Below are 15,834 nucleotides of genomic sequence, written 5' to 3'. Positions count from 1 at the left end.
CGCGCCAAGCTGCGCCGGGCCGGACTGGAAGAATATGAAACTTCGCGACCTCTTCAGCGATGACGCTGCGATCGAGCCGCAGGCGGAAGCTGTCGATGTGAAAGGCCTCGCAGTCGACAGCCGCGCGGTGAAACCGGGCGACCTGTTCTTTGCGCTCGCCGGCAGCAAGACCGACGGCTCACGCTTCATCGATTCGGCGATACAGGCGGGGGCTGTCGCGGTCGCCGGTGACCATGCGTCGCCCGGCGGCCTCCGCGTGCCCCTTGTCGTCACGTCAAATCCGCGCCGCGCGCTGGCGCTGGCCGCGGCGCGATTTTATCCGCGTCAGCCCGCGACAACAGCAGCGGTGACCGGGACCAGCGGCAAGACCTCGGTCGCAGCCTTCACGCGCCAGATCTGGGAACGGCTCGGCCATGCCGCGGCCAGCATCGGCACCATCGGTCTGGTTTCGCCGAAGCGCACGGTGTACGGCTCGCTGACGACGCCGGACCCGATCGCGCTGCACAGGCAGCTCGACGAAATCACGGGCGATGGCGTCACGCATCTCGCCTTCGAGGCGTCCTCGCACGGGCTCGACCAGTTCCGGCTGGACGGCGTGCGCATCGCCGCCGGCGGTTTTACCAATCTCACGCGCGACCACATGGATTATCACCCTGACGTCGCGCATTACCTGGCCGCCAAGCTGCGGTTGTTCCGCGATCTCGTCGCGCCTGATGGTGCGGCGGTGATCTCGGCCGATCATGAGTGCTCGCCGGAAGTGATCGAGGCGGCGCGGACGCGGGGCTTGCGGATCATCGCCGTGGGCCGCCATGGGGACGGGGCAGGCGAGGGTATCCGCCTTGTCGAAGCTGCGGTCGAAGGCTTTGCGCAAAAGCTCACGCTCGAACATCGTGGGCGTAAGCACACAATCAAGCTGCCGCTGGTCGGCGAGTTCCAGATCGAGAATGCGCTGGTTGCCGCAGGGCTGGCGATCGGCACCGGCAGCGAGGCGGATGCCGTCTTAGCGACACTGGAACATCTCGAAGGCGCCAAGGGGCGGCTGGAACGGGTCGGCGAACACAACGGCGCGCCGATCTTCGTCGATTACGCGCACAAGCCGGACGCGCTGGCGAAGGCGCTGCAGGCGCTGCGGCCTTACGCGAAACGCAAGCTCGTCGTCATCTTCGGCGCCGGCGGCGACCGCGACGCCGGAAAGCGCCCGATCATGGGCGCGATTGCGGCCGAGAATGCCGATCAAATCATCGTCACCGACGACAATCCGCGCAGCGAAAATCCGGCAACGATCCGCGCCGCCATTCTGGCGGCGGCGAAGGGCGCAAGCGACATCGGCGATCGCACTGAGGCGATCAAAGCTGGGATAGCGGCGCTGCAGCCCGGCGATGTGCTCTTGATCGCCGGCAAGGGGCATGAGACCGGCCAGATCGTCGGCGACAAGGTTTTGCCGTTCAGCGATCACGAGGCGGTGGCGGCCGCGTTGGCAGCGAGGGTGACATGAGCACGGCGCCATTGTGGACGGTTGCCGAAGTCGCGCGCGCGCTCGGGCTATCAGGCGAATATCCGGATACGCCGATTGATTTCGTCACGCAGGACAGCCGGCTGGTGAAACCAGGCTGCCTGTTCGTGGCGTTGAGCGGTACGCCGAGCGGCGGCTTCATCTCCAGTTTCGCCAGCGCGCGCGACGGCTGGGAATTCGCCGACAAGGCGGAAGCCGCCGGCGCGGCGGCGATGATCGTTCCGCATCGGATCGACGGCGTCAGCGTTTCGCAGTTGATCGTCAAGGACACGCTGATCGATGGCCTTTGGACGCTCGCGCGCGCCGCGCGGGCGCGGTTTGCCGGCCCGGTGATCGGCCTGACCGGCAGCGCCGGCAAGACCAGCACCAAGGAATTCCTTGCCGCGTATCCTGGCGCCTATGCCAGCCCGAGCAGTTTCAACAATTTCTGGGGCGTGCCGCTGACGCTTTGCAATGCCAGCCCCGAGGCGAGCGTGTGGGTCGTCGAAATGGGCATGAACCAATCAGGCGAGATCGCGCGGCTCAGCGAACTGACAAAGCCCACCGTGGCGCTGGTCGTGAACGTCCAGCCGGTGCATCTGGAAAAGCTCGGCAGCCTGGAAGCGATCCGGCGCGAGAAGGTGAGCATCGCGCAAGGCTTGCCCAAGGACGGCGTGCTGGTGTTGCCTGGAGATGTCGAGGCGCCGGAATGGAACGGCAAGGTCGTTCGCTTCGGCGAAGCATCAGAGGTCCGGGAGCTGCAGCATACCGCCGAGGGCGAGAGCTGGAACGCCGCCGCTGATGTGAACGGCAAGCCGATCGAATTCGGCCTGACGCCCGGTGCGCCGCATCGCCTGCAGAACGCGCTTGCCGCGCTGGCCTCCATCCATGCCGCCGGGCTCGAACCTGCGGCGCTGGCCAAAGAGCTCAGCCATGTCGGCATCATGACCGGCCGCGGCGTGGAGCAGGCAGCCCATGGCGTCACCGTGATCGACGACAGTTTTAACGGCAACCCGGCCAGCATGGTGGCCGCGCTTGGCAGCCTGAAGGCGCGGCCGGTGAAGGCCGGCCGGCGCATCGCCATTCTCGGCGACATGCTGGAACTGGGAGCTGACGCGCCCGGCTATCACGAGAAGCTCGCAGGCGACCTCCCGGGCATCGACGGCATTTACTGCGTCGGCCCGCTGATGCGCCATTTATACGATCTTGTGCCGGCGGAGCGGGCGCTCGGCTGGCATGCAGACCCGGCCACGCTCGATCCCCGGGAAATCGCCGCTTTGCTGCGGGACGGGGACGTGGTGGTCGTCAAGGGCAGCAAAAAGATGTTCTGGGTGAACAAGTTTGTGCCAAGGCTGCTGGCCGCCTTGCAGGCAAAGGCGTAAACTGGCCGTATTTGGCGGGTGGGTTGCGTCCGCGAGAGGCGATTCGTCAACACCCCGTGCATGGCCAACATTTGCTTGGTTTGAGGATGAAAACGATTATCAAGACGTTCCCGTAGCGCATCCCGCTCCAGAGCGCTTACCGCCAAAGACGGCGCAACCAAGCTGCGTGATAGGGCCTACCTGAATGTTTTACTGGCTGATCGAGCTTTCCAATACCGTCCCGGGTTTTGGTATCTTCCGCGGCGCGTTCAACGTGTTTCGCTACATCACCTTCCGCACCGGCGGGGCGATGGTGACGGGCGCGCTGTTCGTATTCCTGTTCGGGCCCTGGATCATCGATCACCTGCGGCTTCGGCAAGGCAAGGGCCAGCCGATCCGCGCTGACGGGCCGCAATCACACCTGATCTCCAAGAAGGGCACGCCGACGATGGGCGGGCTGATGATCCTCTCAGGCCTCGTGGTCTCGACGCTGCTGTGGGCCAATCCGCTCAATCCTTATGTCTGGATCGTGCTGGCGGTGACGCTCGGCTTCGGCTTCGTCGGTTTCTACGACGACTATCTGAAGGTGACGAAACAGAGCCACAGCGGTTTCGCCGGCAAGCTGCGGCTCCTGATCGAAGCGGTGATCGCGATCGTGGCCTGCTACGCGCTGGTGCGGCTCGGCCGCGACGCGACCTCGACCTCGCTTGCGGTACCCTTCCTGAAGGATGTGGTGATCAATTTCGGCTGGTTCTTCGTGATCTTCGGCGCCTTCGTCATCGTCGGCGCCGGCAACGCGGTGAACCTGACCGACGGCCTCGACGGCCTTGCGATCGTGCCGGTCATGATCGCCGCCGCGAGTTTCGGCATGATCTCGTATCTGACCGGCAATGCGGTCTTCTCCGACTATCTGCAGATCAGATACGTCGCCGGCACCGGCGAGCTCGCGGTGCTGTGTGGCGCGGTGCTCGGCGCCGGCCTCGGATTCCTCTGGTTCAACGCGCCGCCGGCTTCGATCTTCATGGGCGACACCGGCTCGCTCGCGCTCGGCGGCATGCTTGGTGCGACGGCGGTTGCGGTCAAGCATGAGATCGTGCTGGCCGTGATCGGCGGATTGTTCGTGCTGGAAGCCGTCTCCGTGATCGTGCAGGTCGCCTCGTTCAAGCTGACGGGCAAACGCGTGTTCCGGATGGCGCCGCTGCATCATCATTTCGAGCAGAAGGGCTGGACCGAGCCGCAGATCGTGATCCGGTTCTGGATCATCTCGGTGATGCTGGCGCTGGCCGGCCTCTCCACGTTGAAGCTGCGGTGAGCCGCGCGCGATGATCCCCGTCACGTCATTTGCTGGCAAGACGGTCGCCGTCTTCGGCCTCGGCGGTTCCGGCCTTGCGAGCTGCCACGCGCTGAAGGCCGGCGGCGCGGAAGTGATCGCGGGCGACGACTCTGCCGACAATGTCGCCAAAGCGGCGCAGGCCGGTTTCACCACCGCCGATCTGCGCATGGTGTCGTGGTCGAATTTTGCGGCGCTGATCCTCACCCCCGGCGCGCCGCTCACCCATCCGGCGCCGCATTGGTCGGTGCTGATGGCGCGGCAGGCCGGCTGCGAGGTGATCGGCGACATCGAATTGTTCTGCCGCGAGCGACGGCGCCACGCGCCGGACGCGCCGTTCGTCGCCATCACCGGCACCAACGGCAAGTCGACCACGACCGCGCTGATCGCGCATCTGATGAAGGTTGCCGGTTACGACACCCAGATGGGCGGCAATATCGGCACCGCGATCCTGTCGCTGGAGCCGCCGCGCATGGGACGCGTGCATGTGGTCGAGATGTCGTCCTACCAGATCGATCTTGCGCCCTCGCTCGATCCGTCGGTCGGCATTCTCTTGAATATCAGCGAAGACCATATCGACCGCCACGGCACGCTGGAGCATTACGCGGCCGTGAAGGCGCGGCTGGTTGCCGGCGTCCAGCCGCAGGGCACGTCGATCGTCGGCGTCGATGACGGCTGGTGCCGCAACATCGCCGACCGGCTCGACCAGGCCGGCAAGCGCGTGGTGCGGATATCAGTGAAGAACCCGCAGCCCGACGGCGTCTATGTCGAGCGCGAAACCATCGTGCAGGCCTCCGGCGGCGCCCGCCGTGAGATTGCGAGGCTAGGCGGCATCGGTTCGCTGCGCGGCCTGCACAACGCGCAGAACGCAGCCTGCGCTTCGGCCTGCGCGCTGGCGATGGGCATCTCGACCGACACGTTACAAAACGGCCTGCGCAGCTTTCCAGGCCTCGCGCACCGCATGGAGCAGGTCGGCCGCCGCGGCAACGTGCTGTTCGTCAACGACTCCAAGGGCACCAATGCGGACGCCGCCGCGCATGCGCTGTCGTCGTTCGCCGATATCTTCTGGATCGCCGGCGGCAAGCCGAAGCAGGGCGGCATCACCGGCCTCGCCGAATACTTCCCCCGCATCCGCAAAGCCTATCTGATCGGCGAAGCCGCGCAGGAATTTGCGGGGACCCTGGGCGAGCGCGTGCCGCACGAGATTTCCGAAACGCTAGAGGTCGCGGTAGCGACCGCCGCGCGCGACGCGGAAGCGTCAGGGATCGCCGATCCGGTGGTGCTGCTGTCGCCCGCCTGCGCGTCGTTCGACCAGTACCGCAATTTCGAAATCCGCGGCACGAAGTTCCGCGATCTGGTGACGGCGTTGCCGGGCGTCAAGCCGGTGGTGTGAGGATGCGGATCGCGTAGGATGGGTAGAGCGCAGCGAAACCCATCGCTGCGGTGCTGGATTGATGGGTTTCGCTGCGCTCTACCCATCCTACATCCTGCTCATTTGAGGGCGTCGCAAATGGCAATTCATGCTCCCGCACGTACTCTTGCGGTGCTCACGGCGACCTTTGCGTTTCCTGCCGTCGTAGATGCGGCTTCGCCGGCGTCCGACGGCGTGTCTCTCACCGAGTCGACGATTTCGTGGAGCGCCGTCAAATACGCGACCTCTACGGAGAACGGATTCGTCGACGGGTCGCTCGACAAGAAGACCATCGTCGATCGCACGTTCAAGATCCACGTGCTCGAGAATCGCTATCTGAAGGTAATGCTCGTGCCCGAATTCGGCGGACGCATTCTTTCCATCATCTACAAGCCGACCGGCCACGAGCAACTTTATCGTACCGAAGTCGGCGTGCCCTATGGGATGACGGCCGGCGTCTTTTATTACGACTGGTTGATGGTGTATGGCGGCATCTTCCCCACCTTCCCGGATGCCGAGCACGGCAGGACGTGGCTGAAGCCGTGGGATTTCAAGGTGGTGAAGGAGAGTGCCGGCGAAGTGACGGTGTCGATGTCGCTTAAGGATGATTTCGCGTATTCCGCGGCACCAAGCCAGTTCCTCAAGGGCTCGACGGGCATCGAAGCGACTTACTATGTCACGCTGAAAGCCGATCGCGCCGCACTTGATGCGCGCGTGGTGCTGAAAAACTCGCAAGCCAGGGCGATCGATTACGAGTACTGGACGTGCACGACGCTCGCGCCGGGATCGGATCCGAATAACCCCAAGACGACCGGCGGCGCCGAAATCGTCGCGCCGATCGAAGCCTACAGCACACCCCGCTGGTCGGCCAATCTGTCCGAAGGCGACGAGAGCGCAGGCGCGGGCAGGAGCCGTTTCGAAAAACTGCGCTACTTCAGGAACTGGCCGACGATGGGCATCGCGTACGCGGCGCCCGATATGCAGGGCGGGAATTTCTGGGGTGTGATCAACCACGACAACGAGGAGGGGATCATCCGCATCGCCGACAATACGGTCACGCCGGGCCTGAAGATGTGGACGTGGGGATATCAGTCGTTCACGAACGAAACCGACGCACGCAAAGACCCGAATGAAGCGCGGCCTTACGTCGAATTGTGGGCCGGCGTATCGGACCAGTTCTTCCACCGCGCTCAGCTTCCCGCACGGGGCGAAGTGTCGATTACGGAGACCTACAGCCCGATCGTCGGCATGAGCAGCGTGACGGCTGCGAACGAGAATATCCTGATCAATTTTTCGGCCGCGGCATCGGGCGTGAATCTTCAGTTCTTCAGCATCGAACCGGCCATGCCGTTGCGCGTCACGTTGAAGCGCGGCGATGCGATATTGTTCAACGACACCGTGACAGCCGACCCGAAAAACGGAAATCGCATTTCCGCGGCGATTCCTGCAGGCCACAGCGGTGAACAGGTGCGGCTGACGATCACGACCACGGAAGGCAAGGAGCTGATCGCGGCCGAGACAAGAATAAAGTGATCTGACCGTAGGATGGGTAGAGCGCAGCGAAACCCATCAACTTCGCCAACCAACCGCAATTACCGCAGGATGGGTATTGCTTCGCTCCACCCATCCTACGCAGCTACATTCTGTCGTCACCCACCTTGTGCGCAATTGCGGGTATGACGACCTTTTGTGAGGCGGGTACCGTGCGCTCCCATCTAAAAAGTTACCGTCCCCATTAACCTCCCATAAACCATCCTCCGCCACCAATGGGCGTTACCTCTGCCATTTTGGGGACGCCCATGCTCGCCCGTGACCAACGCACGCCGTTTTCGGACTGGTGGTGGACCGTGGATAAGCTGTTGCTCGGCGCGATCATGGCGCTGATGCTGGGCGGCGTCATCCTGTCACTGGCGGCGAGCCCGCCGGTGGCGACGCGGATCGGGCTCGATCCCTTCCATTTCTTTGGCCGGCACGTGCTGTTCCTGCTGCCTTCCTTGATGGTGCTGATCGGGGTGTCGTTCCTGTCGCCGAAGCATATCCGCCGCCTCGCGTTGCTGGTGTTCGTGGTCTCGATCCTGCTGATCGTGGCGACGCTGGTCTTCGGCGCGGAGGTGAAGGGGTCGCGGCGCTGGATCACGCTGCTTGGCGTCAACATCCAGGCCTCCGAATCCGCAAAACCCGCTTTCGTGGTGATGGCGGCGTGGCTGTTTGCGGAATCGACCAAGCGGCCCGAAATGCCGGCGACGTCGATGGCGATCGTGCTGTTGCTGACGCTGGTGGCGCTGCTGGTGATGGAACCGGATTTCGGCCAGACCATGCTGATCCTGATGGTGTGGGGCGCGCTGTTCTTCATCGCTGGTATGCGGATGATCTGGGTGGCCGGCCTTGCCGGCGTCTCGGCGGCCGGATTGTTCGGCGCCTATCTGCTGGTGCCGCATGTCGCGGGCCGCATCCGGCGATTCATGAATCCGGCCTCCGGCGACACGTTCCAGGTCGACATGGCGATGGAGGCGTTCTGGAACGGCGGCTGGTTCGGCCTCGGGCCCGGCGAAGGCATTGCCAAACGCAGCCTGCCGGACAGCCATACCGACTTCGTGTTCGCGGTGGCCGCCGAAGAGTTCGGCATCATCCTGTGCCTGGCGCTGGTCGCGCTGTTCGCCTTCGTCGTGATCCGGACGCTGACGCGCGCCTATTCGAGCGAGGACATGTTCGCGCGCTTTGCGGCGTCGGGGCTTGCGATCCTGTTCGGCGTGCAGGCCGCGATCAACATGGCGGTCAATCTGCAACTGATCCCGGCCAAGGGCATGACGCTGCCCTTCATCTCCTATGGCGGCTCGTCGATCATCTCGCTGGCCTACGGCGTCGGCATGATGCTGGCGCTGACACGGCAGCGTCCGCGCACCGAGGTGGAATCGATGAACGCGGCCGGCGTGGCGCGCGGTTACGCTTGATCGCACGGACGTGGTGACGGCGGCCCCGCCGTCGGCTATTTGAAGCCATGGACAAAAAAGCGCCTCTCATTCTACTCGCCGCGGGCGGCACCGGCGGTCATCTGTTTCCCGCCGAAGCGCTGGGCGTCGAGCTCATCAAGCGCGGCCTGCGGGTGCGTCTGGCAACCGACGCCCGCGCGCTGCGCTACAGCGGACTGTTCACCAGGGACAATATCGACGTGGTGCCGAGCGAGACCGTGCGCGGCCGCTCGCTGGTGTCGCTGATGCGCACCGCTTACATGCTCGGTTACGGCACGCTGGTTGCCGCCAGGCTGGTGCGGCGGCTAAAACCCGCCGCCGTGGTTGGCTTCGGCGGCTATCCGACGCTGCCGCCGCTGATGGCGGCAAGGCTGCTCGGCGTGCCCGGCATCATTCATGACGCCAACGCCGTGCTCGGCCGCGCCAACCGCTTTCTTTCCCGTCGCGTCAACGCCATTGCCACCTCGCTGCCGGGCGTGCTCGATCGCGATCCTGATCTCGCGGGCAAGACGACGACCGTCGGCACGCCGATGCGTCCCGCGGTCCTCACGGCTGCCGCCGTGCCGTTTGCGTCTCCCGAACCGAATGGGCCGCTGCGCCTGCTGGTGGTCGGCGGCAGCCAGGGCGCGCGGGTCATGAGCGATATCGTGCCGGGCGCCATCGAAAAGCTGGAGCCGATGCTGTGGAGCCGCCTGGTTCTGACGCAGCAGGTGCGCAAGGAAGACATGGGGCGAGTGCGCGCGATCTATGAGCGGCGCAGGATCAATGCCGAACTCGCGCCGTTCTTTACCGACCTGCCGGCGCGGCTGGCGTCCAGCCATCTCGTGATCTCGCGCTCCGGCGCCGGCACGGTGGCGGAACTCGCCGCGATTGGCCGGCCCTCGATTCTGGTGCCGCTGCCCGGCGCGATCGACCAGGACCAGTTCGCCAATGCCGGCGTGCTGGCGCAGGTGGACGGGGCCTTGCGGATCCCGCAGGCCGAATTCACGCCCGACCGGCTGGCAGCGGAAATCTCCGCCTTTGCCGCCGAACCGGCGCGGCTGACCGCGATGGCATCAGCCGCCCGCAGGGTGGGCCGACTCGACGCCGCCGAACGGCTGGCCGATCTGGTGATGAAAACCGCCGGAATCTAGGCGGTTACCCGCAAAATTGCCCCTTGTCAGCACCTTCGAAAGCGGGGCATCCAGTACCCTGCGGCGCCTGATTTGAGCCTCAGCTTCGCGGAATACTGGATCGGCCCCGCCCTGTGCGCAAATGCGCACGAGGCGGGCGATGACGGCCAAGGAACCATTCATGAGACTGCCGCGCGAGATCGGACCCATTCACTTCGTCGGGATCGGCGGCATCGGCATGAGCGGCATCGCCGAGGTCTTAAGCAACCTGGGTTATACCGTGCAGGGCTCGGACGCCTCCGAGAGCGGCAACGTCGCGCGGCTGCGGGAGAAGGGGATTACGGTTTCGGTCGGCCACAAGGCCGAGAATGTCGATGGCGCCGACGTGGTCGTGGTCTCGACCGCGATCAAGCGTGACAATCCGGAACTGATGGCGGCCCGCGCCCAGCGCATTCCGGTGGTGCGCCGGGCCGAAATGCTGGCCGAGCTGATGCGGCTGAAAAGCTGCGTCGCGATTGCCGGCACCCACGGCAAGACCACCACGACGACGATGGTGGCGACACTGCTCGATGCCGGCGATCTCGATCCGACCGTGATCAACGGCGGTATCATCAATGCCTACGGCTCCAACGCGCGGCTGGGCGCGGGCGAGTGGATGGTGGTCGAAGCCGATGAGAGCGACGGCACGTTCCTGAAGCTGCCGTCCGATGTCGTGATCGTCACCAACATCGATCCCGAACATCTCGACCACTTCAAGACTTTCGAGGCGATCCAGGACGCATTCCGTAATTTCGTCGAGAACGTGCCGTTCTACGGCTTTGCCGTGATGTGCACCGATCATCCTGTGGTGCAGAGCCTCGTCGGCAAGATCGAGGACCGCCGCATCATCACCTATGGCGAGAACCCGCAGGCCGACGCGCGGCTGGTCGACCTGACGCCGACCGGCGGCGGATCGACATTCAAGGTCGTGTTCCGCAACCGCAAGACCGACGCCACCCACGAGATATCTGACCTCATGCTGCCGATGCCGGGACGGCATAACGCGTCGAATGCCACGGCGGCGATCGCGGTGGCGCATGAGCTCGGCATGTCCGACGAGGCGATCCGCAAGGCGATCGCCGGCTTCGGCGGCGTCAAGCGGCGCTTTACCCGGACCGGGGAGTGGAACGGTGTCACCGTCATCGACGATTACGGCCATCACCCGGTCGAGATATCAGCCGTCCTTAAAGCGGCGCGTGAATCGACCAACGGCAAGGTCATAGCCGTGGTGCAGCCGCATCGCTTCACCCGCCTGCAATCGCTGTTCGAAGAATTCTGCACCTGCTTCAACGACGCCGATGCGGTCGTGGTCGCCGAGGTTTATCCGGCCGGCGAGGCGCCGATCCCGGGCATCGACCGCGACAGTTTCGTGCTCGGCCTGCGCGCCCATGGCCATCGCGAGGTGATCCCGCTGCAGAGTTCGGCGGAGTTGGCAAAGGTGGTTCGCGGCCTCGCAGGCCCCGGCGACTTTGTCGTGTGCCTGGGGGCCGGCAACATCACGCAATGGGCTTACGCGTTGCCGGACGAATTGAAGGCGCTGGGGTGAGCGGTGGCATTTCCTGACATCACGCCCGAATTGAAAGCCGCGATGCCGGACCTGCGCGGGCGGCTGCTGGCGAACCAGTCGCTGGCGGAGCTGACGTGGTTTCGCGTCGGCGGGCCGGCGCAGGTGCTGTTCACGCCGGCGGATGAGGACGATCTCGCGTACTTCTTAAAGCTGCTTCCGAACGAGTTGCCGGTTTACGTCGTCGGCGTCGGCTCCAACCTGATCGTACGCGACGGCGGCATGGCGGGTGTGGTCATCCGGCTGTCGCCGCGGGCGTTCGGCGAGACATCTGCGTCGGGCGATATCGTCAGCGCGGGCACGGCCGCGCTCGACAAGCGCGTGGCGGAGACCGCGGCAGCCGCCAATATCGGCGGCATGGAATTCTTGTTCGGCATTCCCGGCACCATCGGCGGCGCGCTGCGGATGAATGCCGGCGCCAATGGCGGGGAAACCAAGGATATCCTGATCGAGGCTGTCGGCATCGGTCTCGACGGCACCAGGCATGTTTTCAACAATGCTGACATGAAGTTTGTCTACCGCAACAGCGGCGTCGATCCGTCGATCATCTTCACGTCGGCGCGTTTTCAAGGCGCAATCACGGACGCCGAAACCGTTCGTGCGCGAATGAAAGAGGTGCAGACCCACCGCGAAACCGCTCAACCGATTCGCGAAAAGACCGGAGGTTCGACCTTCAAGAATCCACCCGGCAACAGCGCCTGGAAACTGATCGACGCCGCCGGCTGCCGCGGCTTGCGGGTCGGCGGGGCGCAGGTCTCGGAAATGCACTGCAATTTCCTCATCAACACCGGTAATGCTACCGGGCATGATATTGAAACGCTGGGTGAAACCGTGCGCGAGCGGGTTAAAGCGAATTCTGGAATCGAGCTACACTGGGAAATCAAGCGGATCGGGATCGAGCAGGGCTGATGCGGATCACCATTCTCTTTGGCGGCACCAACAAGGAGCGGCTGGTCTCGGTCGCGAGCGCCCAGGCGCTGCATCGGGCGTTGCCCGAAGCCGATCTCTGGTTCTGGGACGTCGCCGATACCGTGCATGAGGTCGCGTCGCAGAAGCTGCTCGGGCACGCGCGTCCGTTCGAGGATGAATTCAAACCCGGCAACCGCGGCCTGCCGCTCGAAGCGGCGCTCGACAAGGCGAAGTCCGAGGATCGCGTGCTGGTGCTCGGCCTGCATGGCGGCCGGGCCGAAAACGGCGAGTTGCAGGCGATGTGCGAGCTGCGCGGGATTCCCTTCACCGGCTCCGGTTCGGCGTCGTCGAATCTCGCTTTCGACAAGGTGGCGGCAAAACGCTTTGCGGCATATGCGGGCGTCACAGCGCCGGCCGGTGTCGCCCTGGAAGAGCTCGACACGGCTTTTGCCGAATACGGCAGGCTGATCGCAAAGCCGGCGCGAGACGGATCGAGCTATGGCCTGATCTTCGTCAATGCAAAGCAGGATCTCGTCGCCGTGCGCAATGCCGCCAGGACCGAGGAATATCTGATCGAGCCGTTCGTCGCGGGCGTGGAGGCGACCTGCGGCGTGCTGGAGCGGCCCGACGGCTCGGTGCTTTCACTGCCGCCGATCGAGATCGTTCCGGCGGAAGGCGCCTTCGACTACACGGCGAAATACCTGCTGAAATCGACCCAGGAGATCTGTCCGGGGCGATTTTCGCCCGAGATCAGCGCCGCGCTGATGGACCAGGCGCTGCGGGCGCACCGGGCGCTGTCGTGCAGCGGTTACTCCCGGACCGACTTCATTGTCTCGGCGAAGGGGCTGGCTTACCTGGAAACCAATACTCTGCCGGGCCTGACAGCGGCCTCGCTCTACCCAAAGGCGCTCAAGGCCCAGGGCATCGAATTTCCGGATTTTCTGCGTGATCAGATCGCGCTGGCCGAACGGCGGAACCGGGAACGGGTTTGACCGGCCGGATAAGCCATTAACAGGCCGTTAACCCGGAACTAACCTCGCCACGAGAATTGTTGCTAAAATCCTAAGAATTGTCCGGCAAACCACTCAAAAGACGCACCAAAGCGCGTCCGCAGGCCTGCGAATTTACACTTTGTTTACCAGGAAGTCCGAAGGTTAACGCTGGCGGCGCATGTTGCGCTTGGCTCCGGGGCGTGCGCTGTTCCGACTTCAGATCAGCACCAAGTCCGGCAAGACCGAGGCGTCATATGGGCCGGAACCCGCAAAAACGCTTGCGGGAACAACACTTGGACAGGCTCGTGCAATGGATGGTGCAGGACGCCTCGCTCGGTCGCTGAGATCGCTGGGGCCCCAAGCTGACCTGAAAGCGGCCGCTATTGGAGCGGCCGTGCTGCTGCGCGAGCGGCTGGGCCTTCGTGCCCGTGTCCCGGCGAGGCCCGCGATCGATCGGGCACCGCCGAATCGCCTGGTCCTTCTGGTCGAACGTTACCTGCCGAACCGCGCCGGCGTCGCCTTGACCGTGCTGATGCTGCTTGGCAGCGCCGGGCTTGGCATCGTCAAGGGCGGTCATGTCGATGAATTCGCGGTGGCGCTCAGTGACACCCGCAATGCGCTGGCCAATTCGGCCGGATTCCGCATCACGACGGTTGCCATCAATGGCCGCAAGCAATTGAGCCAGGACGAGGTGCTCGCGATCGGCGGCGTCAACGGCCGCTCCTCGTTGCTGTTCCTCGACGCCGCCACCGTGCGCGACAAGCTCAAGGCCAATCCGTGGATCGCTGATGCGACCATCCTGAAGCTTTATCCCGGTCAACTGCAGATCGACATCGTCGAGCGCACGGCTTTCGCGCTGTGGCAGCAGGACGGCCGGCTGTCCGTGATCTCGGAAGATGGCGCGGTGCTGGAGCCTTACGTGTCGCGCCGCTTCGTGACGCTGCCGCTGGTGGTGGGCAAGGGCGCCGACGTCAAGGCCCGCGACTTCCTCGCCCTCCTGGACCGCTATCCGCAGGTTCGCACCGCGACCAAGGCTGCGATCCTCGTCGGCGAACGGCGCTGGAATTTGCGGCTGAAGGACGGCCTCGACATTCGCCTGCCGGAGAACGACGTCGGCAACGCGCTTGCCATGTTGAGCAAGCTCGACAAGGAGGATCGGCTGTTCTCGCGCGACATCGTCGCGGTCGACATGCGCCTGCCGGACCGGCTGACGGTGCAATTGTCTGAAGACGCGGCCAAGGCCCGCGAAGAACTGTTCAAGGACAAGAAACCCAAGAAAAAGGCCGGTGACGCATGACCGGCCTCGATCGCAATCAGACCCCGAAGACGCGCCCCGTCGATCACAAGCGCACGGCGCTGGTGGCGTCCCTCGATGTCGGCACCAGCAAGATCGCCTGCATGATCGCGCGGCTGAAGCCGTCGCCGGCGAACGACGCGCTGCGCGGCCGCACCCATGCGGTGGAATTGATCGGCTACAGCCAGATCCAGTCGCGCGGCGTCAAGGCCGGCTCCGTGGTCGATCTCGCCGAATGCGAGCAGGCGGTGCGCCAGGCGGTGGCGCTGGCCGAGCGCATGGCCAAGGTCCGTGTTGAGTCAATATTGCTGTCGGTTTCCGGCGGCCGGCTGCAGGGGCAGCTGGTCGAGGCTGCCGCCGATATCAGAGGCGGCGCCGTTACTGCCGATGACGTCACACGGGTGACCTCCACCGGCATGCGCCACGCCACCGGCGAGGGGCGCACGGTGCTGCATGCGCTGCCGGTCGGCTACGCGCTGGATGGCGTCAAGGGTATCCGCGACCCCCGCGGCATGGTGGCCCGGCAGTTCGGCGTCGACATGAACGTGGTGACGGCGGATGCGACGGTCGCGCGCAACCTGATGCTGGTGGTCGAGCGCTGCCATCTCAATGTCGAAGCCATGGCGGCGAGTCCTTATGTCGCAGGCCTGTCCGTGCTGACGGACGACGAGGCCGATCTCGGCGCCGCCGTGATCGAAATGGGGGCCGGATCCACCACGATTGCGACCTATTCGGCCGGCCGCTTCGTTCATGCTAGCGGATTTGCGCTCGGCGGGCAGCACGTGACGATGGATCTTGCACGCGGCGTCGGCGCATGCATTGCGGATGCCGAGCGAATCAAGACTTTATACGGGACCGTGCTGACCGGCGGGTCCGACGCGCGCGAGCTGATGTCTGTTCCGACTGCAGGCGAGGAACACGATGCGCCGCAGATCGTCTCGCGCGCCACGATCGCGAACATCGTCCGGCATCGCGCCGAGGAGATTTTTGAAATGGTCCGGGACCGGCTCGCGGATTCCCCCTTTGCGGCAGAGCCGCGGGCGCGGGTTGTCTTGAGCGGCGGCGCGTCCCAGCTGACCGGCACGGTCGAACTCGCGACCCGCATTCTCAACCGGCCGGTTAGGATCGGCCGTCCGCTCGGCTTCGGCCGGTTGCCCAGCGAGGCCAAGAGCGCCTCGTTCGCGGTGCCGACCGGCCTCTTGGTCTATCCGCAATACGCTCATCTGGAACACGTCGAACCGCGGCATACGCGGCAGCTCAGGACAGGGACTGACGGCTATTTCGGAAAGGTCGGACGATGGCTTCGCGAGGGCTTCTGATGACGGCTCCAGTAACCAAACGATTTTCACCAAAGCCCGCGG

12 protein-coding genes and 1 pseudogene are annotated in these 15,834 nt (G+C 64.7%); all 13 read left to right on the top strand.

The genetic code is table 11. The features are described 5' to 3' along the window. Positions 1 to 34: 34 nt before the first annotated feature. On the top strand, positions 35 to 1,495 hold the full coding sequence (locus tag IVB05_RS34720) for a UDP-N-acetylmuramoyl-L-alanyl-D-glutamate--2,6-diaminopimelate ligase (RefSeq protein ID WP_247780483.1): 1,461 nt from the start codon (positions 35 to 37) through the stop codon (positions 1,493 to 1,495). Further along, positions 1,492 to 2,874, top strand: a complete 1,383-nt coding sequence (murF, locus tag IVB05_RS34715) for a UDP-N-acetylmuramoyl-tripeptide--D-alanyl-D-alanine ligase (protein WP_247780482.1) — start codon at positions 1,492 to 1,494, stop codon at positions 2,872 to 2,874. The genes IVB05_RS34720 and murF overlap by 4 nt, the downstream gene beginning before the upstream one ends. Positions 2,875 to 3,058: 184 nt before the next feature. Next, positions 3,059 to 4,165, top strand: a complete 1,107-nt coding sequence (gene mraY, locus IVB05_RS34710) for a phospho-N-acetylmuramoyl-pentapeptide-transferase (protein WP_247780481.1) — start codon at positions 3,059 to 3,061, stop codon at positions 4,163 to 4,165. Positions 4,166 to 4,175: 10 nt separating this feature from the next. Next, a complete protein-coding gene (gene murD / locus IVB05_RS34705) occupies positions 4,176 to 5,576 on the top strand; it encodes a UDP-N-acetylmuramoyl-L-alanine--D-glutamate ligase (protein WP_247780480.1) in 1,401 nt (466 codons plus the stop codon). A 117-nt stretch (positions 5,577 to 5,693) separates the two neighbouring features. Further along, positions 5,694 to 7,127, top strand: coding sequence for a DUF5107 domain-containing protein (locus IVB05_RS34700; RefSeq protein WP_247780479.1), 1,434 nt, complete (start codon positions 5,694 to 5,696; stop codon positions 7,125 to 7,127). Positions 7,128 to 7,393: 266 nt separating this feature from the next. Beyond that, positions 7,394 to 8,545, top strand: coding sequence for a putative lipid II flippase FtsW (gene ftsW, locus IVB05_RS34695; RefSeq protein ID WP_247780478.1), 1,152 nt, complete (start codon positions 7,394 to 7,396; stop codon positions 8,543 to 8,545). A gap of 47 nt (positions 8,546 to 8,592) precedes the next feature. After that, positions 8,593 to 9,696: an undecaprenyldiphospho-muramoylpentapeptide beta-N-acetylglucosaminyltransferase gene (gene murG, locus IVB05_RS34690; RefSeq protein WP_247780477.1), complete on the top strand. Its 1,104-nt coding sequence runs from the start codon at positions 8,593 to 8,595 to the stop codon at positions 9,694 to 9,696. A 160-nt stretch (positions 9,697 to 9,856) separates the two neighbouring features. After that, entirely contained in the window at positions 9,857 to 11,260 is a 1,404-nt protein-coding gene (murC, locus tag IVB05_RS34685) for a UDP-N-acetylmuramate--L-alanine ligase (protein WP_247780476.1), read from the top strand. A gap of 3 nt (positions 11,261 to 11,263) precedes the next feature. Continuing rightward, the gene (gene murB, locus IVB05_RS34680; protein ID WP_247780475.1) at positions 11,264 to 12,187 is read left to right on the top strand and encodes a UDP-N-acetylmuramate dehydrogenase; all 924 of its coding nucleotides are present in this window, start codon (positions 11,264 to 11,266) and stop codon (positions 12,185 to 12,187) included. After that, complete coding sequence (locus tag IVB05_RS34675) at positions 12,187 to 13,179, top strand: D-alanine--D-alanine ligase (protein ID WP_247780474.1); 993 nt, start codon at positions 12,187 to 12,189, stop codon at positions 13,177 to 13,179. The genes murB and IVB05_RS34675 overlap by 1 nt, the downstream gene beginning before the upstream one ends. A 132-nt stretch (positions 13,180 to 13,311) precedes the next feature. Further along, a pseudogene (locus IVB05_RS34670) lies at positions 13,312 to 13,444 on the top strand (D-alanine--D-alanine ligase); the annotation flags it as partial. 45 nt (positions 13,445 to 13,489) lie between these two features. Next, positions 13,490 to 14,476: a cell division protein FtsQ/DivIB gene (locus IVB05_RS34665; RefSeq protein WP_247780473.1), complete on the top strand. Its 987-nt coding sequence runs from the start codon at positions 13,490 to 13,492 to the stop codon at positions 14,474 to 14,476. After that, positions 14,473 to 15,792, top strand: a complete 1,320-nt coding sequence (ftsA, locus tag IVB05_RS34660) for a cell division protein FtsA (protein ID WP_247780472.1) — start codon at positions 14,473 to 14,475, stop codon at positions 15,790 to 15,792. The genes IVB05_RS34665 and ftsA overlap by 4 nt, the downstream gene beginning before the upstream one ends. The last annotated feature ends 42 nt before the right edge of the window (positions 15,793 to 15,834 follow it).

The sequence above is a fragment of the Bradyrhizobium sp. 170 genome, assembly GCF_023101085.1.
Classification (GTDB): Bacteria; Pseudomonadota; Alphaproteobacteria; order Rhizobiales; family Xanthobacteraceae; genus Bradyrhizobium.
Note: the sequence above shows the minus strand (reverse complement) of the source record. Positions and strands in the feature narration are given on the sequence as shown.